26 protein-coding genes are annotated in these 20,903 nt (G+C 42.3%); 23 read left to right on the top strand and 3 right to left on the bottom strand.

Annotated elements, in window-relative coordinates; translation table 11 throughout:
- Positions 1–65 precede the first annotated feature (65 nt).
- From MKZ26_RS05250 to mtnN, 9 genes are all read left to right on the top strand, one after another.
- The gene (locus MKZ26_RS05250) at positions 66–338 is read left to right on the top strand and encodes an IreB family regulatory phosphoprotein (RefSeq protein ID WP_067208264.1); all 273 of its coding nucleotides are present in this window, start codon (positions 66–68) and stop codon (positions 336–338) included.
- On the top strand, positions 335–754 hold the full coding sequence (gene ruvX, locus MKZ26_RS05245; RefSeq protein ID WP_340764892.1) for a Holliday junction resolvase RuvX: 420 nt from the start codon (positions 335–337) through the stop codon (positions 752–754). Before MKZ26_RS05250 ends, ruvX begins: the two co-directional genes overlap by 4 nt.
- A 10-nt stretch (positions 755–764) precedes the next feature.
- Entirely contained in the window at positions 765–1,067 is a 303-nt protein-coding gene (locus tag MKZ26_RS05240; protein WP_340764890.1) for a DUF1292 domain-containing protein, read from the top strand.
- A 495-nt stretch (positions 1,068–1,562) separates the two neighbouring features.
- On the top strand, positions 1,563–2,687 hold the full coding sequence (gene mltG / locus MKZ26_RS05235; protein WP_340741937.1) for an endolytic transglycosylase MltG: 1,125 nt from the start codon (positions 1,563–1,565) through the stop codon (positions 2,685–2,687).
- A gap of 25 nt (positions 2,688–2,712) precedes the next feature.
- The gene (locus tag MKZ26_RS05230; protein WP_082786540.1) at positions 2,713–3,348 is read left to right on the top strand and encodes an O-methyltransferase; all 636 of its coding nucleotides are present in this window, start codon (positions 2,713–2,715) and stop codon (positions 3,346–3,348) included.
- Between the two features lie 62 nt (positions 3,349–3,410).
- Positions 3,411–4,049 carry a uridine kinase gene (udk, locus tag MKZ26_RS05225; RefSeq protein WP_067208274.1) on the top strand — a complete coding sequence of 213 codons (639 nt, stop codon included), beginning with the start codon at positions 3,411–3,413 and terminating at the stop codon, positions 4,047–4,049.
- A 106-nt stretch (positions 4,050–4,155) separates the two neighbouring features.
- Positions 4,156–4,632 carry a transcription elongation factor GreA gene (gene greA, locus MKZ26_RS05220; protein WP_067208276.1) on the top strand — a complete coding sequence of 159 codons (477 nt, stop codon included), beginning with the start codon at positions 4,156–4,158 and terminating at the stop codon, positions 4,630–4,632.
- Between the two features lie 262 nt (positions 4,633–4,894).
- Positions 4,895–5,590 carry a YrrS family protein gene (locus MKZ26_RS05215; RefSeq protein WP_340764888.1) on the top strand — a complete coding sequence of 232 codons (696 nt, stop codon included), beginning with the start codon at positions 4,895–4,897 and terminating at the stop codon, positions 5,588–5,590.
- 24 nt (positions 5,591–5,614) lie between these two features.
- A complete protein-coding gene (mtnN, locus tag MKZ26_RS05210) occupies positions 5,615–6,307 on the top strand; it encodes a 5'-methylthioadenosine/S-adenosylhomocysteine nucleosidase (RefSeq protein WP_340764884.1) in 693 nt (230 codons plus the stop codon).
- Between the two features lie 316 nt (positions 6,308–6,623).
- On the opposite strand, the gene sigK is transcribed toward mtnN, so the two are convergent.
- A complete protein-coding gene (gene sigK, locus MKZ26_RS05205) occupies positions 6,624–7,331 on the bottom strand; it encodes an RNA polymerase sporulation sigma factor SigK (protein ID WP_067208284.1) in 708 nt (235 codons plus the stop codon).
- 481 nt (positions 7,332–7,812) lie between these two features.
- Between sigK and MKZ26_RS05200 the strand changes: the two genes are divergently transcribed.
- The 11 genes from MKZ26_RS05200 (at position 7,813) to MKZ26_RS05150 (ending at position 16,711) form a co-directional block, all read left to right on the top strand.
- Positions 7,813–8,331, top strand: coding sequence for a YqeG family HAD IIIA-type phosphatase (locus MKZ26_RS05200; RefSeq protein WP_340767608.1), 519 nt, complete (start codon positions 7,813–7,815; stop codon positions 8,329–8,331).
- A gap of 2 nt (positions 8,332–8,333) precedes the next feature.
- A complete protein-coding gene (gene yqeH / locus MKZ26_RS05195; RefSeq protein ID WP_340764882.1) occupies positions 8,334–9,434 on the top strand; it encodes a ribosome biogenesis GTPase YqeH in 1,101 nt (366 codons plus the stop codon).
- 13 nt (positions 9,435–9,447) lie between these two features.
- Positions 9,448–10,275: a shikimate dehydrogenase gene (aroE, locus tag MKZ26_RS05190; RefSeq protein ID WP_340764880.1), complete on the top strand. Its 828-nt coding sequence runs from the start codon at positions 9,448–9,450 to the stop codon at positions 10,273–10,275.
- A gap of 6 nt (positions 10,276–10,281) precedes the next feature.
- A complete protein-coding gene (gene yhbY / locus MKZ26_RS05185; RefSeq protein ID WP_067208293.1) occupies positions 10,282–10,572 on the top strand; it encodes a ribosome assembly RNA-binding protein YhbY in 291 nt (96 codons plus the stop codon).
- 15 nt (positions 10,573–10,587) lie between these two features.
- Positions 10,588–11,181, top strand: coding sequence for a nicotinate-nucleotide adenylyltransferase (locus MKZ26_RS05180; protein ID WP_340764878.1), 594 nt, complete (start codon positions 10,588–10,590; stop codon positions 11,179–11,181).
- Positions 11,147–11,710, top strand: a complete 564-nt coding sequence (yqeK, locus tag MKZ26_RS05175; RefSeq protein ID WP_340764876.1) for a bis(5'-nucleosyl)-tetraphosphatase (symmetrical) YqeK — start codon at positions 11,147–11,149, stop codon at positions 11,708–11,710. Before MKZ26_RS05180 ends, yqeK begins: the two co-directional genes overlap by 35 nt.
- A 4-nt stretch (positions 11,711–11,714) precedes the next feature.
- Positions 11,715–12,062 (top strand): ribosome silencing factor, encoded by a 348-nt coding sequence (gene rsfS, locus MKZ26_RS05170; RefSeq protein ID WP_186668673.1) that lies wholly within the window; start codon positions 11,715–11,717, stop codon positions 12,060–12,062.
- Positions 12,059–12,799 carry a class I SAM-dependent DNA methyltransferase gene (locus MKZ26_RS05165; RefSeq protein ID WP_340764872.1) on the top strand — a complete coding sequence of 247 codons (741 nt, stop codon included), beginning with the start codon at positions 12,059–12,061 and terminating at the stop codon, positions 12,797–12,799. Before rsfS ends, MKZ26_RS05165 begins: the two co-directional genes overlap by 4 nt.
- A gap of 238 nt (positions 12,800–13,037) precedes the next feature.
- Positions 13,038–13,709 carry a helix-hairpin-helix domain-containing protein gene (locus MKZ26_RS05160; protein ID WP_340764871.1) on the top strand — a complete coding sequence of 224 codons (672 nt, stop codon included), beginning with the start codon at positions 13,038–13,040 and terminating at the stop codon, positions 13,707–13,709.
- Positions 13,710–13,859: 150 nt separating this feature from the next.
- Positions 13,860–14,423: a ComE operon protein 2 gene (locus tag MKZ26_RS05155; RefSeq protein WP_340764869.1), complete on the top strand. Its 564-nt coding sequence runs from the start codon at positions 13,860–13,862 to the stop codon at positions 14,421–14,423.
- Positions 14,420–16,711 (top strand): DNA internalization-related competence protein ComEC/Rec2, encoded by a 2,292-nt coding sequence (locus tag MKZ26_RS05150; RefSeq protein WP_340764866.1) that lies wholly within the window; start codon positions 14,420–14,422, stop codon positions 16,709–16,711. Before MKZ26_RS05155 ends, MKZ26_RS05150 begins: the two co-directional genes overlap by 4 nt.
- 54 nt (positions 16,712–16,765) lie before the next feature.
- Here MKZ26_RS05150 and MKZ26_RS05145 read toward each other — a convergent pair whose 3' ends face one another.
- On the bottom strand, positions 16,766–16,900 hold the full coding sequence (locus MKZ26_RS05145; protein ID WP_082786541.1) for a YqzM family protein: 135 nt from the start codon (positions 16,898–16,900) through the stop codon (positions 16,766–16,768).
- 373 nt (positions 16,901–17,273) lie between these two features.
- Between MKZ26_RS05145 and holA the strand changes: the two genes are divergently transcribed.
- Positions 17,274–18,290: a DNA polymerase III subunit delta gene (gene holA / locus MKZ26_RS05140; RefSeq protein WP_067208314.1), complete on the top strand. Its 1,017-nt coding sequence runs from the start codon at positions 17,274–17,276 to the stop codon at positions 18,288–18,290.
- A gap of 61 nt (positions 18,291–18,351) precedes the next feature.
- On the opposite strand, the gene rpsT is transcribed toward holA, so the two are convergent.
- Positions 18,352–18,603: a 30S ribosomal protein S20 gene (gene rpsT, locus MKZ26_RS05135; protein ID WP_067208317.1), complete on the bottom strand. Its 252-nt coding sequence runs from the start codon at positions 18,601–18,603 to the stop codon at positions 18,352–18,354.
- Positions 18,604–18,951: 348 nt separating this feature from the next.
- Between rpsT and gpr the strand changes: the two genes are divergently transcribed.
- A complete protein-coding gene (gene gpr, locus MKZ26_RS05130) occupies positions 18,952–19,995 on the top strand; it encodes a GPR endopeptidase (RefSeq protein ID WP_067208319.1) in 1,044 nt (347 codons plus the stop codon).
- Between the two features lie 43 nt (positions 19,996–20,038).
- Positions 20,039–20,881 carry a stage II sporulation protein P gene (gene spoIIP, locus MKZ26_RS05125; protein WP_187047496.1) on the top strand — a complete coding sequence of 281 codons (843 nt, stop codon included), beginning with the start codon at positions 20,039–20,041 and terminating at the stop codon, positions 20,879–20,881.
- Positions 20,882–20,903 lie beyond the last annotated feature (22 nt).

The following is a 20,903-nucleotide window of genomic DNA, read 5'->3' as shown; positions in this document are numbered from 1 at the left end:
GTATAATTAGAAATGTAATTATATCCGATTCATAAAACGGATGATCTGAAAGCGGGGTGTCGATTATGGAGTCATACGATAAGACGATGAAATTTAACTTTCCTGAAGAGTCAATGGAGCAAGAAGTGAAGCAGGTTATGCTTCATGTGCACAAGGCACTTGACGAAAAGGGCTACAGTCCAATTAATCAGATTGTAGGTTATCTTCTTTCGGGCGATCCAGCTTATATACCACGTCATGACGATGCACGTAACTTAATCCGAAAGTTGGAACGGGATGAGATCCTAGAAGAACTTGTGAAGTTTTACGTTCGTGAAAACGGAGGGAAAACAGAGTGAGGACAATGGGGTTGGATGTTGGAACCAAAACGGTTGGCATCGCGATCAGTGATGCGCTTGGGTGGACTGCCCAAGGCATTGAAACAGTTAAGGTCGATGAAGGTGCTGGCCAGTTTGGCATGGAAAGAATCCGGGAACTCGTGAAAGAATACGAAGTGAGCGGATTTGTGGTAGGATTCCCTAAGAACATGAATAATACAGTCGGACCAAGAGCGGTAGCATCTCAAGATTATGCTGAGCTTTTGAAACAAACATTCGGCTTTCCTGTTGCATTATGGGACGAGCGATTGACGACGATGGCAGCGGAACGCGTGCTAATCGATGCAGATGTTAGTCGTAAGAAAAGAAAGACTGTTATCGATAAGATGGCAGCAATCATGATACTCCAAGGGTATCTTGATTCAAAAAATAGATGAGGTGATCGTAATGGAACACGGACAAGAAACAATGACGATTGTAGATGAAAACGGCGAGGAACACGTATGTGAAGTAATCTTTACATTTGATTCAGAGGAATTCGGTAAATCATACGTTCTTTATCATGTACTTGGTGAAGAAGATACGGATGACGACGAAGAAGTCGAAATCCATGCATCTGCATTTGTACCTTCTGAAGACAATGAAGATGGCGAATTGATGCCTATCGAAGACGACGCAGAGTGGGAAATGATTGAAGAAATGTTGAACACGTTCCTTGCAGAAGAGGACGAAGAAGACGAAGAAGAGTAAACTATATGTGCACGGACGGGACGGTGCGGTACAGGCCGTTCCGTTTTTTCATTGAGAGATGAGAAAGAGTAGGTCAGAACCTTGAGCAATGTCTTGACTCGAGCGCCTAGCCCCTCGAGTCGCTTCAGTCCTTAAGGCCCTCCGACATACAGGACGTACTAGTGTCGACGTTGCCACAGAACATCGCGAATTTAGTCGGTCTGCGCTTTTTCTTAGTGTCTAGGCTTCAGGCGCCAGCCGCTCGGGTCATAAGCAATCCAGCTATGTGGCAAAGAGCGCCACGTCGTGCCTGCAGGAAGCAGGTATGCAGTCGTTGCGACAGGACGTCGCGATCTTAGACTGCCTTCCCTGGATCGACTTATGCCCGTCGCGGGCCTACAGGATGTAGGTCATGCAGCTGTTGCCATAGGAAGTGGCGCATTTAAGCTGTGTTCCCTATAGGTAGGCGCCTTACGCTTTTCTTATTATGCTTCGAGCGAAAGAGGTGGATTACGCATGGATGATGGTTCGAAAAAAGATATCATGTTCGAGCGAATGCGTGAAAAGAAGAAAGAAGTGAAAATCGTTAGAAGGATTGTGCTAGTAATCGTACTTGTTCTAGTTCTTATTGGCTTAATTGGTGGCCGTTACGTCTATAAATACATAACAGGGGCCCTTCAACCCATGGACCCAGATTCCGAAAAAGTCATTGAAGTAGAAATTCCTATCGGGTCTGGTGTAGACACTATTGCAGCGAAACTTGAAGAAAATGGGATTGTTAAAGATGCTCGTCTGTTCAAATATTACGTGAAGTTCAATAACAATTCTCAGTTTCAAGCAGGGACGTATGGCTTAACGAAATCGATGACGCTTGACGAAATCATCGAAAGTTTAAAAACAGGAAAAGTTTATAGAGAACCAGTCTTTACAATGACTGTTCCAGAAGGATTGACATTGAAACAAATTGCTAAAATTGTCGAAAAAAGTACAGGGATTTCAGAGAAAGAATTCCTTGCTTATGTAAATGACGAAGCAACCGTCAATATGTTGATGGGGAAATATTCGAAAATCTTGACAGAAGATATTAAAGCAGAAAACGTTAAATATCCGTTGGAAGGTTATTTATTCCCAGCAACTTATCCGTTTTTTGAAGAAAAACCATCTCTTGAAACAATAGTCAATTCGATGATTCAGGGGACTGCGCTAAATGTAACGCCTTATCTCGATTATCTGCAAAGCAATGATAAATCAGTTCATTGGTTGTTGACATTCGCATCACTGCTTGAAGAAGAGGCGACGGCGCAATCAGATAGAGAAACGATTGCCAGTGTATTTTACAATCGCTTGGAGATAGATATGCCGCTTCAAACGGATCCAACAGTCCTTTACGCACTAGGTGAGCACAAAGATAGAGTACTTTATTCAGATCTTGAAATAGAAGATCCCTATAATACGTATGTCGTCAAAGGATTGCCGCCTGGACCGATTGCGGGAGCAGGAAGGTCTTCAATCGAAGCAGTTATAGACCCTTCTAAAACGAACTATCTATTTTTCTTAGCCGATAAGAAAGGTGTCAATCATTTTACGGATTCTTATGATCAGCATTTGAAAAACCGGACACTTTATTTATCAGGGGATTGACGGTCTTGAACTGGAGATGAACGCAATGGATAACTATAAGACATATCTTGCAAGTTTTGTGAAAGAAAGAGATACACTCATTGTTGAGATAGAACAATATGCGAAAGAACATCATGTTCCAATCATGGATAATGAGGGTATCGACTTATTTATTAGCCTATTAAGAATTCAAAATCCGGAACGTATCCTTGAAATTGGTAGTGCAATCGGTTATTCGGCGATACGGATTGCTGGGGCACTACCTAAGGCTTCTATTGTTACTATTGAAAGAGATACTGATCGGTATTTGAAAGCGGTTGACTACATCACGCGGAGTGGTTTTGAACAAAGGATTGCTATTATTGAAGCGGACGCGCTGTTAACTGACAGTGCTGAGATTTTCGATAAGACTTACGATGCGCTTTTCATTGATGCTGCTAAAGGGCAATATAAACGATTCTTTGAAAAATATGCGTCTAGCCTCAAAGCCGGGGGCGTTATTTATTGCGATAATATGTTCATGCATGGTATAGTGCTGCTCGAAGATAAGGATATCCCGAGGCGAAATCGCACAATGATACGCAACTTGAAAGAGTTCACTGAATGGGTTATGAACAATCCTGAGTACGAAACGTCTTTGCTTCCGGTTGGAGACGGGCTTTTAATTGCTGTAAAAAAATAAAAAGACATTAATGTGGATATCCTAGAATAACGGGATATTCTGATGCGTAAAGGGAGTTTGAAATGAAATCTAGAAAACCTCTCGTCATCGGTATTGCAGGTGGCTCAGGATCGGGTAAAACAAGTGTTACCAATTCAATCTACGATGTGTTTAAAGAGCATTCTGTGGTTGTTATCGAACAGGATTATTATTATAAAGACCAGTCTCACTTGGAATTTGAGGAACGGTTAAAAACGAATTATGATCATCCGCTGGCGTTCGATACAGATCTACTAATTCATCATGTTGAAACCCTTATTGACCGAAAGCTCGTAGAAAAACCCGTGTATAATTATACATTACACACGCGGTCTGAAGAGACGATTATTATCGAACCGAAAGATGTCATTATCCTGGAAGGGATTTTGGTTCTTGAGGACGCGAGGTTACGTGATCTAATGGATATCAAATTATTTGTCGATACAGACGGGGATTTGCGTATCATTCGTCGTATTATGCGTGACATTAATGAGCGGGGTAGAACAATTGATTCGGTCATCGAGCAATATTTGTCTGTTGTACGCCCAATGCACAATCAATTCATCGAACCAACGAAAAGGTATGCCGATATTATTATTCCAGAAGGCGGTCATAATGAAGTCGCAATCGACCTAATGGTTACGAAAATAAAAACAATTCTTGAATCTGGAACAGAATTGTAATATGATAATGACAGAATTCTATACAGATTTAGCACTATGTCGCATACCTGTCGTAGGAGTGGCATAGTATTTTTATGAACAGGAATATTAGGGAGTGGTGTGTGTAATGATTACAGAAAAGAAATTTCCAATGACTGCATCAGGTAAACAAAAGCTTGAAGAAGAGCTAGACTTTCTAAAATCAGTTAAACGAAAAGAAGTTGTTGAGCGCATAAAAATCGCGCGTAGTCACGGGGATCTTTCGGAAAACTCGGAATACGATTCCGCGAAAGAAGATCAAGGTTTCCTTGAAGGTAAAATTGCTTCTATTGAGTCGATGATCCGCAATGCGGTAATCATCACAGCAGACGAACTAAATACTGACGAAGTACGCCTTGGGAAAACCGTCACATTTAAAGAACTGCCAGACGGTGATGAAGAGACGTATACGATTGTTGGTTCTGCAGAGGCGAATCCAATCGAAGGTCTAATTTCAAATGATTCACCGATTGCAAAAGGACTTATCGGTCGTTCTAAAGGTGATCAAGTGAAAATTATTACACCGGGTGGAGAAATGTCAGTTACAATTCTTGATATAAAATGATTTACTGATAGCCGCCCTCTATTGTGAGGGCGGTTTTCGTACTTTATGATTTACTATAAAAGTTGAATAAATGAATGCCTAAATATAAACTGAGAGAATGCACCTTAACAGGAGTAACCGAGGCCCTTAGGCTGACGCCATCCCCGAGCAGTGCAGCGAATTCAATGAAATACCTTTTTAGAACTTTATGAAACAAATTACGTTGCTACTCGTCTATTACATACTGGCAATCGTCAAAATCTTAACAGGAGTTGATATGTGAATGACAGAACGAGAACCTGATCTTTCGAGAGTTGAACGAAAAAAAGGTCGTAACCGAAATAAAATTTTGAACAGTATGATTGCAGTTGTTGTAGTTCTTATTGTTATCGCTACAGTGGCCATTTTCTCTGGCAACAAGAGTGATAATGAACCGAACGATATTGAAGAAACTGCAAATGATAGCACTGTCAATGATGATAAGGCAGAAGACGTTGAAGATGACGATAAGGATAATGCGACAGAAGATAGTAATCCAACAAAGGACGAAGAGAGATCTGCACCAGAAAACACGACAGAAACCGAACAAGTCGACGAAACAACTAATGAAGACGATAGTGAGGAGTCTGACTCGGTTACATCCGTTCCTTCAGACGACGCAATCATTGCCGAGACGATTGTCAATAATGCATGGAAGCCTGTAGGTACGACACAAACAGGCGAGCACGTATCCCAGTATGATGGCAGTTCAGTGGATTGGAATGAGAAAAAACAAGCACTTGCCTATGCAACTGGTCTACCACAAGACTCAATGATCTTTTTGAAGATTAAAAACGGCGGCGGACCACAGAAGTCTATTGGAATCGTTTCGTCAAGAGATAGTACACAGAAATACCGTGTCTATCTTGAATGGGTGGATGGCGAAGGCTGGAAACCTGTAAAAATGGATAAATTAACAACATTGGACTTTGATTATTAAATGCAATTTAGTGGAGGGAATACTATGAAGATAGCAGTAATTGGCGCAATGGAAGAAGAAGTAATACTCTTACGTGAAGAAATAGATTCAGGTCTTGCGATAACAATTGCAGGGTGTGAATTCATCGAAGGGAAAATCGGTGAGCATGATGTTGTACTTGTGAAAAGTGGGATTGGTAAAGTAAACGCCGCGATTGCAACGACGTTATTACTAAGCAATTATAAGCCGGATGTTGTTCTTAATACAGGTTCAGCAGGGGGATTCCATGATTCACTTGAAGTCGGCACGGTCGTTATTTCCAATGAAGTGCGTCATCATGATGTCGATGTAACTGCTTTTGGCTACGAGCATGGTCAAGTTCCAGGACAACCAGCAGCGTATCCAGCAGATTTAGGGCTTGTGGATGCAGCTCGTGCTGCTGTCGATGAAGTAGGAGCACATGCACATGCTACAGGACTTATCGCTTCGGGTGACACGTTTATGAGCAATACTGAACATGTTAAAAAGGTGAAAGAGACATTCCCGCTGATGATTGCTGCGGATATGGAAGCATCGGCTGTCGCTCAAGTATGCCATCAGTTTGGTACGCCGTTTGTTGTCATTCGGGCATTATCAGATATTGCAGGAAAAGAGTCATCAATTAGTTTTGATGAGTTCCTTCCAGTTGCGGCACGTCATTCCACAGATATTGTTTTAAAAGTCATCTCGAAACTTTAAGCATTTCGTGGTAAGATAGGTATATGAATAGATCTTGCAGATATTCTTTTTCGAGGAGGGATTTAACTATGTTATTTTTAATGGCAGGCGTGTTTATCGCAACAACAATCATTGCAGTTGTCATCTCTCGTGAGGTTAGCGCGGACTGAGCTGTAAAAGAAGAGGCGTTTCCTATGCTGGGATCACTCCCGCGTGGAAACGCCTTTTCTTTATTACTTATGGAATTATAAAATCTTGCACTGTGGATAACCTACAAATGAAGGTAATTCACGTCAAGACTTTAGTGCTAATGAACAGGTGCTTGCGCTTTTGGTCCTTAATTTGAATCATTGTATTCATGTTTGAATAGCTGGTACAGTTTAACGATTGCGCGTTTTTCGATACGAGAGACATAGCTTCTCGAAATGTCGAGCTGCTCAGCAATTTCTTTTTGCGTCATAGGCAGGTCATCTAACAGACCATATCGTCTTTGAATGATTTCAAGTTCCCGGCCGTCAAGTTTTCCAAGATGTCTGTACAGCCTTTCTTTTCTTTCTTTTTGTTCGACTGCATCGACCGGCGATTCATCATCTGTTTGAAGCAAATCAGCAATTTGCAAGGATTGGCCATCTTTATCCATACCGATCGGATCAAAGAGGGAGACGTCTTTTTGTACCTTTTTCTGTGTTCGTAAATACATGAGTATTTCATTTTCAATACAGCGGGCGGCGTATGTGGCCAGTTTCGTTTTGCGATCCGGAGTGAAACTGTTTACCGCCTTCATGAGTCCAATTGTTCCAATTGAGATATAATCATCAAGTAGTTCGTGTTTTGGGTGGAATTTTTTTACGATGTGGGCGACGAGCCGCATATTACGTTCAATCAATTCATCTCGAGCATCTTCGTCGCCTTCTGCAAGACGTTGCAGGCAAGCTGCTTCTTCCTCTTTGGATAGAGGGCGCTGGAAAGCCTGCCCTCTAATATAGCCAATCACTGCAGGAATTTCGAGCCATAGCTGGACAATCGCCATGACAAACCCGCTCATCGGGCCACCTCCTGTGTCGTTGTATGACAGCATATGCGGTCGGCTCTTGCCGTATCACCGTTTTTTTAGTCGGACAGGCGATAAAGGATGTCCTAATTTAAGCCAGCTTGATGTGAGATGAACGTAACTTGCGTTTCTCTAATCGAGTCGGTGCCTTGCGCTTTTCTTAGTGTCTAGACTCCGGGCGCCAGCCCCTCGAGTCGCTTCGGTCTTGCCGAAAAGGCAAAGAGCGCCTTTCTCGTCAAGCCTTCCAGCGCTTTTCGGGGCTAAACGGCGCCTTGCGCTTTTCTTAGTGTCTAGGCTCCAGGCGCCAGCCCCTCGAGTCGCTTCGGACTTGCCGAAAAGGCAAAGAGCGCCTTTCTCGTCAAGCCTTCCAGCGCTTTTCGGGGCTAAACGGCGCCTTGCGCTTTTCTTATCAATGCGTGTAAGTTGCATTGTTATGTTATAATCGTTTCAGATTAAGTACTATATCGGAGTGGATATCGTGTATAAGTATTTTTTACCAGATGAGTATGTGAAAGACATTTTTCATATTCAACCTGAAGTATTAAAAGATAAAGGAATCAAAGGGGTAATCACGGACCTGGACAATACGCTTGTCGCGTGGGACAGGCCGGATGCAACACCTGAAATCATCGAATGGATAACATCAATGCAAGATTCGGGCATACAGGTTACCATCGTTTCAAATAACAATGAAATGCGTGTTAAAGCCTTTTGCGAACCTCTTGGCATTCCATTCATAAATGATGCACGTAAGCCAATGCGGAAATCATTCCAAAAGGCACTCATTTCTATGAACGTCAAAAAAGAGGAAGTCGTCGTCATCGGTGACCAGTTGCTAACCGATATACTCGGCGGTAACAGAAAAGGGCTACATACGATACTCGTAGTGCCTGTCGCGACGTCAGACGCCGCTATTACGAAGTTCAACAGGAAGATTGAAAGAAGGATCATGGCGGGATTGAAACGCCGTGGCTTGATTAAGTGGGAGGAATAAGCTTGGAAGAAATTAAATGTATCGGTTGTGGAATAACAATCCAGACTGAAGACCCGAAATTGGAAGGCTTTACGCCACCAGCTTCTTTAGAAAAAGAAGACGTTATTTGCAAGCGTTGTTTCCGACTGCGCAATTATAATGAATTACAACCCGTATCATTATCGGGCGATGATTTCCTTGCTATTTTAAATGGTATTGGTCAAAAAGACGGTTTGGTCGTTAAAATCGTCGATATTTTCGACTTCAATGGTAGCTGGATAAACGGTCTGCACCGCTTTGTTGGCAATAAAGATATTTTATTAATCGGTAATAAGGCAGATATTTTACCAAAATCAATTAACCCGAACCGTCTTATCAACTGGATGAAAGCTGAAGCGGCTAAACTTGGCTTAAAACCTGTTGATGTTTTACTTGTTTCTGCTCATAAAGGCAAAGGAATGGAAGAAGCACTTACAGCGATTGATAAACATCGCCGTGGGAAAGACGTCTATGTAGTCGGCTGCACGAACGTCGGGAAATCAACGTTCATCAATCGCATCATTAAAGGGGCGACTGGTATTGGAGAAGTAATTACGACTTCTCATTTCCCAGGAACAACTTTAGATCTTGTTGAAATTCCATTTGAAGATGGCAAAGCAATTTATGATACACCTGGTATTATTAATCATCATCAGATTGCACATCATTTGGATGCAAATGATTTGAAGGCAATCACACCTAAAAAAGAATTGAAACCGTCTGTATTCCAGCTGAATGCTGAACAGACACTATATATCGCTGGTCTTGCACGTTTTGACTTTATTTCTGGTGACCGTTCGTCGTTTACAATTCATGTTTCGAATGAATTATCAATTCACCGGACAAAGCTTTCCAATGCGGATCATTTGTACAAAGAACACCTTGGTGGGATGCTAGCGCCGCCGTCTGGTGAATCACTTGAAACGTTACCACCATTTGTCCGTCATGAATTTTCGATTAAAAAAGCGAAAACAGACATTGTAATTTCAGGGCTAGGTTGGATCACGATTCAGCATCCTAATGTAGTAGTCGCAATTCATGCACCTCGTGGGGTAGACGTTGTACTACGCCCTTCATTAATCTAAGGAGGGACTCATTATGAAAAAGTGGTATGCGGTTATCGGAGATCCAATCAAACAGTCAATGTCTCCGAGCATGCACGAAGCTTGGTTTGATGAAGAAAGTATAGACGCAGCCTATATCCCAATACATGTAACTGAAGACAGACTCCGGGAAGCAGTAGAGGGCTTAAAGAACTTAGGCTGTTCAGGATTTAATGTCACTGTTCCGCATAAAAGTGCTATTATCCCGTTTCTTAATCAGTTGGATTCTTCCGCGCGACAAATGAACGCAGTGAATACTGTCCACGTACTCGAGGATGGCACACTTGTGGGCTCCAATACGGACGGCAAGGGATTTGTCCGATCTTTGGAAGAAGCCTGTGGTGAGCAGTGTAAGGATAAAAAAGTTCTCGTTATTGGCGCTGGCGGTGCTGCACGCGGTATCGCTTATGCACTTCATTCCGCGGGATACGGCCCTATCTTTTTAACGAACCGTACTCTGGAAAAAGCCGTACAATTAGCAACTGAACTATCCGATTCGGCGGTTCTATCAGTAGCGGAGGCAGAATTATCTTTAGCCGAATTTGGTTTAATCGTCCAGACGACATCCGTTGGCATGAACTTTTCACAACAAGGAATGCCTTTAAACCCGGAAAATATGTCTGAAGGAACTGTTGTTGCCGATATTATCTATAACCCACTTGAAACGGCATTCCTTGCAGAAGCCCGTAAAAGGGGAGCAAGCACAATGAATGGGGTCGGCATGTTCGTCCATCAAGGAGCGCTTGCGTTCGAGACATGGACAGAAGTCCGCCCTGAAACAGGATTTATGATTGACAAAATAACGACAACTCTTGGAGGATAAATAACTATGTTAACTAATAAACAAAAAAGCTTTCTTCGCGGCGAATCGAATCGTCTGCAACCACTTGTCCATATTGGTAAAAGTGGTTTAACAGAATCGGTCATCACGCAGATTGAAGAAGCGCTTGAAGCAAAAGAATTAATCAAAGTAACAATTCTACAAAACTGTGACCAAGATAAAAATGAAATTGCAGCGAAACTTGAAGAACAAGTAGGCATTGAAGTCGTTCAAGTTATCGGTAAGATCATTGTTTTATATAAAGAATCAGTTGAGAAAAAACGGATCGAACTTCCATAAGTGAGGTAAGCCCATATGAAAAAGATTGGCATTCTTGGCGGTACATTTAACCCGCCTCATATCGGTCATCTGATTGTTGCGAATGAAGTAAAGCAATCTCTATGTCTTGATGAAGTTCGATTAATGCCGACGGCGGTTCCACCGCATAAAACTGCACCTGGTGATGCGACTGCTGAACAGCGTTTGCAGATGGTGGAACTTGCTGTGATGGCTATTGATGGCTTGACTGTGTCTGCTTTTGAAGTAGGACGTGGCGGTGTTTCTTATACGTTTGATACAATGAGACAATTGACACAGATTGAACCGGAGATTGAATTTTACTTTATAATCGGCGGTGATATGATTGATTTGTTGCCTAAATGGCACCGGATTGAAGAACTTGTCACGCTTGTCAATTTCGTAGGTGTTGGACGTCCAGGGACTAACGGAACAACGGATTATCCAATCATTATGGTGGATATCCCACAAATTGAGTTGTCTTCAACATTGATTCGACAACGCTTTTCTGAGAATGGTGCCGTCCAATTGCTTATCCCGCCTGCAGTGGAAGCTTTTATTCGCGAGGAGGGTTTGTATGGAAGTTGCACAGTTGAAAATAGAAATCGCTAAACGTATGCCGAAACAACGTTATGAACACGTTTTACGGGTAACGGAAACGGCAAAAAGATTGGCTGAGAAGTATCGACTTCCAGTGATTAAAGCTGAGCAAGCGGCGCTATTTCATGATATTGCAAAATTCATGGACAAGGCTGACCTGCATCATGTTTTAAACACAGCAAACGAAGATTCACGGCTCTTGTTATTTCATCATGAGTTGTGGCATGCTCCAGTTGGGGCGATTATCGCACGAGATGAATTTGGGATTAGTGATGCGGATATCCTAAACGCAATCCGCTATCATACAACCGGTCGGGCGACTATGTCCCCGCTCGAAAAGTTGATCTATGTTTCTGATATGATTGAACCTGGACGCAGCTTTCCAGGAGTGGATGAGTTAAGAGTAAAAGCTGAAGAAAACCTTGATACAGCAATGGAAGCTTGCATTTATCAGTCAGTGCAGTTTCTTGTGAATAAAAGAGTACCGGTTTTTCCGGACTCAATAGACTGTTACAATCAGTTAATAAGAAGGGAACAGTGAAATTATGACTACTACATTACTAGAAACAGCTTATAAAGCAATCGACGATAAAAAAGGCGAGGACATCGTTGTACTGAATATGGAAGGGGTATCACTTATCGCGGACCAATTCATTATCTGTCATGCAAATTCAGGACGCCAAGTCCAAGCAATTGCAAAAGAAGTAGCTGACAAAGCTTCTGAAGCTGGATTTAATACAAAAAGAATCGAAGGAATGGACATGGCAAGATGGGTACTCGTTGATTTAGGCGATGTTGTCGTTCACGTATTCCATAAAGACGAACGCGGTTACTACAACCTTGAAAAGCTTTGGGGAGACGCACCAATGTTGGACATGGCTGAAGAAAGATGAATCAGGCTTATTCCGAATTCGCTTCTGTCTACGATGAACTAATGACCGACATTCCCTATGACGCCTACATTGATATTATTGATGTAGCGGCAGGGGGGATTGATGGTAAACGTGTGCTAGATATCGGATGTGGAACAGGCCTTTTATCCATGAAACTTGCTAAGCAAGGAGCACAAGTGACTGGGATCGATCTTTCTGCCGACATGTTAGTGGTGGCAGAAGAGCGTGCACAGTCGCTTTCTTTGCCTGTGCAATTTATCGAACAACCTATGCAACAGCTAGAGGGGTTTGCGGACTATGATATTGCGGTTATCGCCATTGATTCGTTAAACTATTTATCGAATCGTGAAGATGTGCTGTCGACATTTCGGCAAATCTATTCGGCCCTTGCGGTTGGTGGAAAATTGATCTTTGATGTTCACTCAACTTTTAAAACGGATGTCATCTTCATGGAAGGTCCTTTTACGTTTGATAATGGTCGAATAACATACATATGGATAACGGAAGAAGGCGAAGAACTTCACTCCGTTTATTCTGAACTGGCCTTTTTCGTTAAGAGCGAAAGTGGGTTGTATAGGCGTTTTGATGAGGTTCACACGCAACGAACGTTTCCAGTAAGTGACTATGCAGATATGCTTATGGACACAGGTTTTTCGATTGAACGGATTTTTGCAGATTGGGAAGATGAAGCGCCACACGAAGAAAGCGAACGAATATTTTTCCAAGTCAGAAAATAAACCTTTTCATTTTATTCAGTGAGGGTTTAAATCCCCACTGAATAAAATTAAGCCTCGGGCGGATGCCACAGGTTTTCAGATGAATTATCGAGCAAGGTCAGGCCTGCGTGATGCAGGTCAGTTAGCCATTCTCGCAAGGATGCGACAATGGCTAACTTCTTTACTTGATCTGGACGCAAATACGCCAAGGCGGATTTGATTTTTGGTCGGCATTCATTTATAGTTGAATGTACTCCATATGGATGCCGCCGAAGAAAGGGTGACTGTACTGTTTCTTTCGTTTGTATCCGGTAAATGGCGTAAGATTATAACCCCAATTGCAGCAATCGCTGTCATATCCGCTTTTCTGTTCTTCCCCAAAGGACAGGCTGACGATAATACGTTTGTCATGAGCGAACAAAACCCATTCCCTGAATTGATTGAAGAAAAGATTGAAGAAGAAATTGTAAGTAGTATTCAAATTGCTCCAGCTCCCATCGTTGTCGATGTGAAAGGCGCTGTTAGGCACCCCGGTGTCTATTCGATGCAAGATGGAGACCGCCTGATAGATGCTATAAACGCAGCAGGCGGCTATTTACCAAACGCTGACTCCAGAATGTTGAACCATGCTATGAAACTGGCGGATGAATTCGTCGTCTATGTACCGATCATTGGAGAAGAAGTACTAGATATTTCTTTCACTCCATTAAGCGGTGCAAGTGCGCCCCAAGATGACGGAAAAGTCAATATTAATACCGCGGATGAAAAAGAATTGATGACGATCCCAGGTGTGGGCCCCGCAAAAGCGGCAGCAATTGTTCAATACCGGACGGATCATGGCGAATTTAAATCACCGGAATCATTGATGGAAGTGTCTGGAATCGGTCAGAAAACATTTGAAAAACTAGAATCTCAGATTACTGTGAATTAAATGGAGTACATTCTATATTAATTGAACTATTGAATTTCATATGCGAGCTCAGCGTAGGCGCCTTACAGGGGTAGCCGAAGTGGAATCTTTCATATAGCCTATTATAGTAGGGAAACATACTAAACGAAATAAATATTGGAGGCATTCACAATGGAGCGAATAACGTGGGACCAGTTTTTTATGGCCCAGTGCCATCTATTAGCAGTAAGAAGTACATGTACAAGACTTTCTGTCGGAGCATCAATTGTCAGAGATAACCGGATCATTGCAGGCGGCTACAACGGTTCCATATCAGGGGGAGACCACTGTATTGACCATGGTTGCTATGTCATTGAGAGCCACTGTGTGAGGACAATCCATGCAGAGATGAATGCATTGCTGCAATGTTCGAAGTATGGCATACCCGTTGCAGGATCAACGCTGTATGTGACGCACTTCCCATGCCTACAATGTTCGAAAGCAATTATTCAAGCAGGCATTAAGCATGTCATCTATGCAACAGATTATAAAAACGACGAATATGCATTAAAGTTATTTGCACAGTCGGATGTTTCCGTTCAGCATATTCCATTCGACGAAAAGAAAGTCGACTTTTCCAGCGAAAGTAAGTTAGAACTTATCAATGAAATGCTTCTAAAAATGCAGGCACTAGGCGCTGGGAATGAAGAACTTGCCCCCTATAAAAAAAGGGTGGATAGCTTATTCGACAAATGATTTCACGTGTACGTTTCATGTATTTAGCAATCCCGGTCGCCGTATCAGCATTTGCTGTATACGGTCCGGTTTATCTATTACTCTGTAATTTATTTCTTCTTCCCATCTTCTTGAGTAGAAAAGAAGATTTCCTCACACCTATCCTCGCGGTTGCGACCGCTACCTTCTCTTTTTTCTATATTTCAGCGACGATTCCTATAATCAAAGAATCCGGCGATGCAACCCTTAGCATCTCTTGGACCGATAATGTGAAAATTGATGGTGGTAAGATGAAGGGATTTGCTAAAACATCTACCGGTGAAACAGTTTACGCCATCTATACAATTAGCAGTGAACAACAAAAAACTCGTTTTCTTGAGATGAATATCCCGTCCGTGACATTCACGATGTCAGGTTCATTTCGCAAACCGGATATTCCTTCACATGATTATTCTTTCGACATGACGAAGTATATGAGAATGTATGGAGCATCAGGGATATTTGAATCGGAGACGATTATTCAGGTAGAAAAAAATTCTGGTATCAGGACACGATTATCTGGACAGAGGCGGAAAGTGAAAAATCATATCGGGGCTACATTCCCAGAGACGCTGAAAGTGGAAGCTGAAGCTTTGCTTATTGGTGATCGAAGCGGGATGGATGAAGAACTGGCTTCAAATTATCGGACGCTTGGCATTACACATCTTTTTGCGATTTCAGGGTTGCACGTCGGACTGCTGACATTCATGTTGCGGGAATTGCTACTAAGAGCAACTATAAGGAAAGAAACAATTGATACACTTGTTATGGCACTGTTGCCTCTGTATGCTGTTATGGCTGGAGGGGCACCTTCTGTCTGGCGTGCGGTATCGGTGACTATACTCGTCCTTCTCGCGTCGTCAGGGAGGGTGAAGGTGAGACTGGATGATGCACTGGCGATAAGTGCAACTTGTTTTATCCTTTATCAACCATTTGTTCTATTTCAGCCAGGTTTTCAGTTGTCTTACTTGGCAGCTTGTTCACTCGTCTATTCTTCCGGTATTTTAGCCAAGGCAAAGACTGCTTTTAGTGTATCGTTTCTCGTCACGTCAATCAGCCAACTTTCTTTGTATCCAGTATTACTATTTCATTTTCATGAGCTGTCGATTTCATCATTTGTTGTTAATCTTGTTTATGTTCCGTTGTATTCGCTCATCATTTTACCAGCAAACATTGTTTTACTAATCATGACATCGATATTGCCGAAGGTTGCTGGACTATTATTCATGGTATATGAGCCTTTCAGGGAAATCGTAGGAGGAGTAACAAGTTGGATATCTTCTTTACCCTATCAACTATGGACTCCAGGAAAACCGGATGCGCTTTGGATATCTATAGCTGTAGCAGGAGTCTTGCTGTTCTTTATGCGCAGTGAAGAAGGGGCCAATGTTTTTAAGTCGTTGCCAATTGTGCTCATGCCTGCACTCGTCATTCATTTCATACCGTACATGGACAGCTCGTTAAAGGTTACATTTTTAGATGTCGGACAAGGGGACAGTATCGTTATCGAATTGCCTTATCGGCAAGCGGTATATGTGATTGACGCGGGCGGAACCATTACATTTGGCGACCCGAATTGGAAAACGCCTACAAAGCAGTTTGAAGTAGGTCGAAAAATCGTCGTACCTTATTTGAAAGGCCGAGGTATTGCAAAAATTGATAAACTAATTATTTCTCACGCCGATGCGGATCATATGGAAGGGGCAGATGAAGTTTTAGAAGAGCTGACAGTTGGTGAAATTCATATTGCACCAGGAAGTGAATTTGAAGTAGCGATGAAAGAAATCATACAGATTGTAGGGGACAAACGCATTCCGATGATGTCGATGAAAGAAGGAGTCTCTTGGACAAAAGGAAGCTCGGATTTTCATTATGTGGCACCTAAAGAAGGGAAATATGATGGGAATGCAAGTTCACTTGTCCTTTTCATGAAAACATCGGGACCTTCGTTTTTATTGACAGGAGATATGGAAAAAGAGGGAGAAGCTCAATTTCTTCGCGACTACGGGCATTCTGATTTCGGTCCCGTCATTTTGAAAGCAGGGCATCATGGTAGCAGGACATCGAGTACCGAGCCATTCGTCGACGTGCTTCGTCCAGAACTAACCATCTTTTCGGCAGGGCGAAACAGCAGATACGGACATCCTCATCCTGAGGTCGTCGCAACGTTTGAAAAGAAAGGGTTACCGACAATGTCAACCGCTGAATTTGGGTCGGTTACTGTAACTGTAAAAAAAGATCATTTCGAAGTTTCGAGTATGAAAAAATAAAAAAACGAACACAACACCCTGGATAGGATGTGTTGTCCGTTTTCTTCAAACATATTAGCCAGCGACTACGTCGATTATAGTAGCAATAACAAAAATAGCTGAGAATGCTACGAAAGCGACTACAAAGCCGATTCCTGAATCGATTAAATCATTACGTTTGGACTGTACATCATGTTCAAACTCATTCATTGCTACACCTCCTGATTCCATTATAGTATAGATGATTCCATAGTAAAAATCCATAGCAATCAACTTTTTAAACATGTCCGGCTGGAACTGACACAATTTGTCCATACAGTCGTTTTGCTATACTGTATAATTGGAATGTATTTAATTTGATTCAGCAATTTTTTTGTACTGAAAGCGAAGCGTCAGATATAGAAGTTCCCCCTATTATAAGCAGTGGGATGAATGGTAAAACGCTTATACATCGATGGTGGGCAAGTTTCTTGCTGATTAGGGGAACCCAGACTAAAATCGTCGGGTCCTGCGGGCACAAGTGCAATTAAAAATTTGGACGAAATTGCGCTGAGGCGTAATCGATTTGGAAGAGGTGAATAATGTGGCAAATGCAATATGGAAAAAAATAGCTGCTGGGGAAATCGATCCGGTCTACTTATTGACTGGTCTCGAACAACATTTATTCGACTCCACAATTACACGGCTGAAAAAAGCATTACCTGACATTGATGCTGCATCAGTCATTCGGTTTGATTTGGATGAGACACCTGTAGAAGCAGTCATTGAAGAGGCGGATACACTACCATTCCTTGAAGACCGAAAATTAATTATAGCTGGAAACGCATCATTTTTAAAAGCATCAGATAAAACCAGAGAAAAAGTGACACATAATTTGGAGCTGTTGGAAGCTTGGCTGGCAAATCCTTCACCAACGGCAACGGTTGTATTTATAGCGCCATATGAAAAACTGGATGCACGAAAACGGATTACCAAAATAATAAAAGAACATGCGACTGTCATAGAATCAAAACGACTGCAAGGGAAGGATCTGTTCACGTGGATTCAGCAGGAAGCGGGGGCGAATGGATCACGAATTGGACCAACTGAAGCAGAATTTCTCGTGAAAATGGCGGGGGATGACCTGCTTGCTTTGTCATCTGAAATTGGTAAAATGGCTACCTATTTGAATGGTAATGGGGATATTACGGCAGATGTAATTGAGTCGCTCGTACCACGGACTCCAGAAATGGATGTCTTCCGATTAACAGATGCCTACGTTTCTGGAAAAGTGTCGAATACCGTCGCCATCTACCATGACTTATTACGTAACGGTGAAGAGCCAATCATGTTGACTTCACTTATTGCAAGTCAAGTTAGGCTCATGGTCCATGTGGGTTTACTTCAGAAAAAAGGATACCAGCAACATCAAATTGCAAAAACGTTAAGTGTTCATCCGTACCGTGTGAAATTAATGATGGAGAATAGAAGTCTGCCAAGTTCTGAGCGTTTGCTATTGATCTTAAGTAAGCTCGCGGCAATTGACTATAAATTGAAATCATCAAGTGGGAAAAGAGAACGAATTCTGGAGTTGTTCTTTATGGAGCCGTTGAGAAAATAGAAAATGACAATAAAAAAAGAAAGGTCGTCCGATAATCGGGCGGCCTTTCTTAGGTTGAAAATTAAAGTGCTTTTTTAGTAAGACGTGCTTTTTGACGTGATGCAGTATTTTTATGGATAAGGCCTTTACGTGCAGCAGTATCCATTTTTTTGATCGCATCTCTTAGTAGGCCAGTAGCGTTTTCGTCTTTAGCGTCAAGAGCAGTTTCAGCTTTACGTACAGCAGTACGCATCGCGTGCTTTGTATTCGAGTTTTGCTCGTTCGCAGCATTGCTTTGTTTTACGCGTTTGATTGCAGATTTAATGTTTGGCATTTCATTCACCTCCAATTTCAGGTAAGGCAAGAGTGTTTCCACGAAGTTTCGGATATCTCTTTCACAACAAGCATTATTTTATCAAATCAAGCGCCAGATTGCAAGAACAAATGCGCAAGCATCTGTTCAGCCCCATCAAGTACTGGACGTGAAATCCTTATGTTAGAAAATAACTACAAGTCCAGATTTTTATTAATTCCCCAGCAACTAGAAATTTAAAGAAGTGGCGGCGTAGTTCGTAGCGTTCTGTCGGCCCTGAGCATAGAGCTGCTGGAGACAGGATAATTAATCAAAGAACAAAGAATATTTCTGAGTCACATCGCACAAACTTAAAGGTGAGGTGATTGTATGGAGAAGTATGATTTTTATCGAACGGATCTTCTAGATGAGAGTGAAGAAGTAGTCCGTCACCGAACGGCGGATGACAAAAATAAGTTGAAAGAATCAGATGGGGTTTTGTTTGGCGAAAAAAGATTAGGTCGGGTCATTGTGACTTCTGTAAAAGTCGATGCGCAAGGTGAGGAAAAGATCGGGAAGAAGCAGGGAACTTATATTACGCTGACAGTTCCGGCACTTACAGCGGATGATCGAGAAGGGCTTGCTGATATGTCGCGTGTGTTAATCGAAAAACTGGATGAAATCCTTGTGGATATTACCACGCTCAAAACGGGAAAGATTCTTTTAATAGGTCTTGGTAATCGTGACATCACGCCCGATGCTGTGGGCCCACTGACGATGGACAGGTTGCGAGATATTGTGCCTGGCTATTATTCCGAAGAGGGCAGCGAAGTATTCGTCTATGCGCCTGGTGTGACGATTCAAACGGGTTTGGAAACATCGGACTTTGTAAAAGCTCTGGTTACTGAAATAAAACCCGACTTACTTATCGTCATCGACGCACTTGCGGCAAGAGATAGTTCAAGGCTTTGCCGAACGATTCAATTGACGGATACGGGTATCCATCCAGGATCTGGTGTTGGCAATAGCCGTAAAGAGATTTCAAAAGAAGTACTTGGAATACCTGTAATCGCAATCGGAATTCCGACTGTCGTTGACGGTCCTGTTCTAATAGCGGATGCCATCAATTCCATGTTTGGTTATATTGCTTCAAAAATAGAGGAGAAGGACAGTCCTTCATCAAGACTTTCCGTTACGCCGTGGCTGCACACTGAAAATAAGGATGCTGACCGAGCTAATCTGCTACCAATCTTTGGTGATTGGGCGACGTGGCCGCACGAAGACCGTATCCAGTTGTTTGAAGAAGTGTTGACGAACCATGAATTACGGACATTTGTCTCTCCGAAAGAGATTGATTCATGGGTTTCACTTTATGCGGAATCACTTGCCGATTCATTGACGAACTGGATTTCGACTATAAAAAACAGTCATTAACTCGTGTTCCAACGCATATAGTTGGAACACGGAGGGATGCCATTTGAAAAAAACACTGCAAATATGGGGCACACTTATCTTATTTCTCTTCCTGTTTCCAATGATTATCACAACATTTCCGAAGGGACAGTCGGCGAAATCTTCTAATCTCGTGAAAGAGTCTACTTACATGGTATACGCCGCAAATATTTTGGAAGAGGAAACAGAAACAGAAAAAGAGCCAGAACCAGAACCAGAGTCGGAGCTAATGCCAATACAAGCATCAGAGGCAGAAGGGAAAGCGTTACTCTATTTCACCCATTACCACGAAGCCTTTAAACCTGTGACACAGGCGAAAGAAGGAAAAATCACTGTATCCCACCAAACTGAAAACATTACAAAATTTGGTGAGAAATTAAAAACGCAACTACAATTCAACGGAATTGAAACGGATATGATAGCTGTAGAGGTGCCCCATACCGGTGCCTATAATGCAATCCGACCACATGTCAAGAAGAAAATACAGGAAAAAAAGTATGATTTGATAATCGATCTTCACAGGGATTCGGCTGGTCCGGATATAACAACAATTGCGTTCAATGATGAACAATATGCGAAAGTGGCATTTGTTATAGGCATGGAACATTCGAACTTTGAGCGTAATCGAGCAAATGCTGTGCTACTGAAGAATGAAATGGAACTGCTTGTACCGGGGATAACACGAAACCTAGTCATGAAGCACGGGCCAGGTGTTGATGGAAAGTATAATCAGGACCTTGATCCGTCTCTTCTTGTCGTGGAACTAGGAGGAATCGGCAACACTGAAGATCAACTAAATCGAACAATTGCTGTCTTAGCGAAGGCGGCTACAACTGTCATTGAAAATTCTAATCGTGCCGAATATTGAAGTATGCGCGGTTCACTGCTAT

The sequence above is a fragment of the Sporosarcina sp. FSL K6-6792 genome (assembly GCF_038004885.1).
In the GTDB taxonomy this organism is placed as follows: Bacteria; Bacillota; Bacilli; order Bacillales_A; family Planococcaceae; genus Sporosarcina; species Sporosarcina psychrophila.
This window is presented reverse-complemented; position numbering and strand designations above follow the sequence as displayed.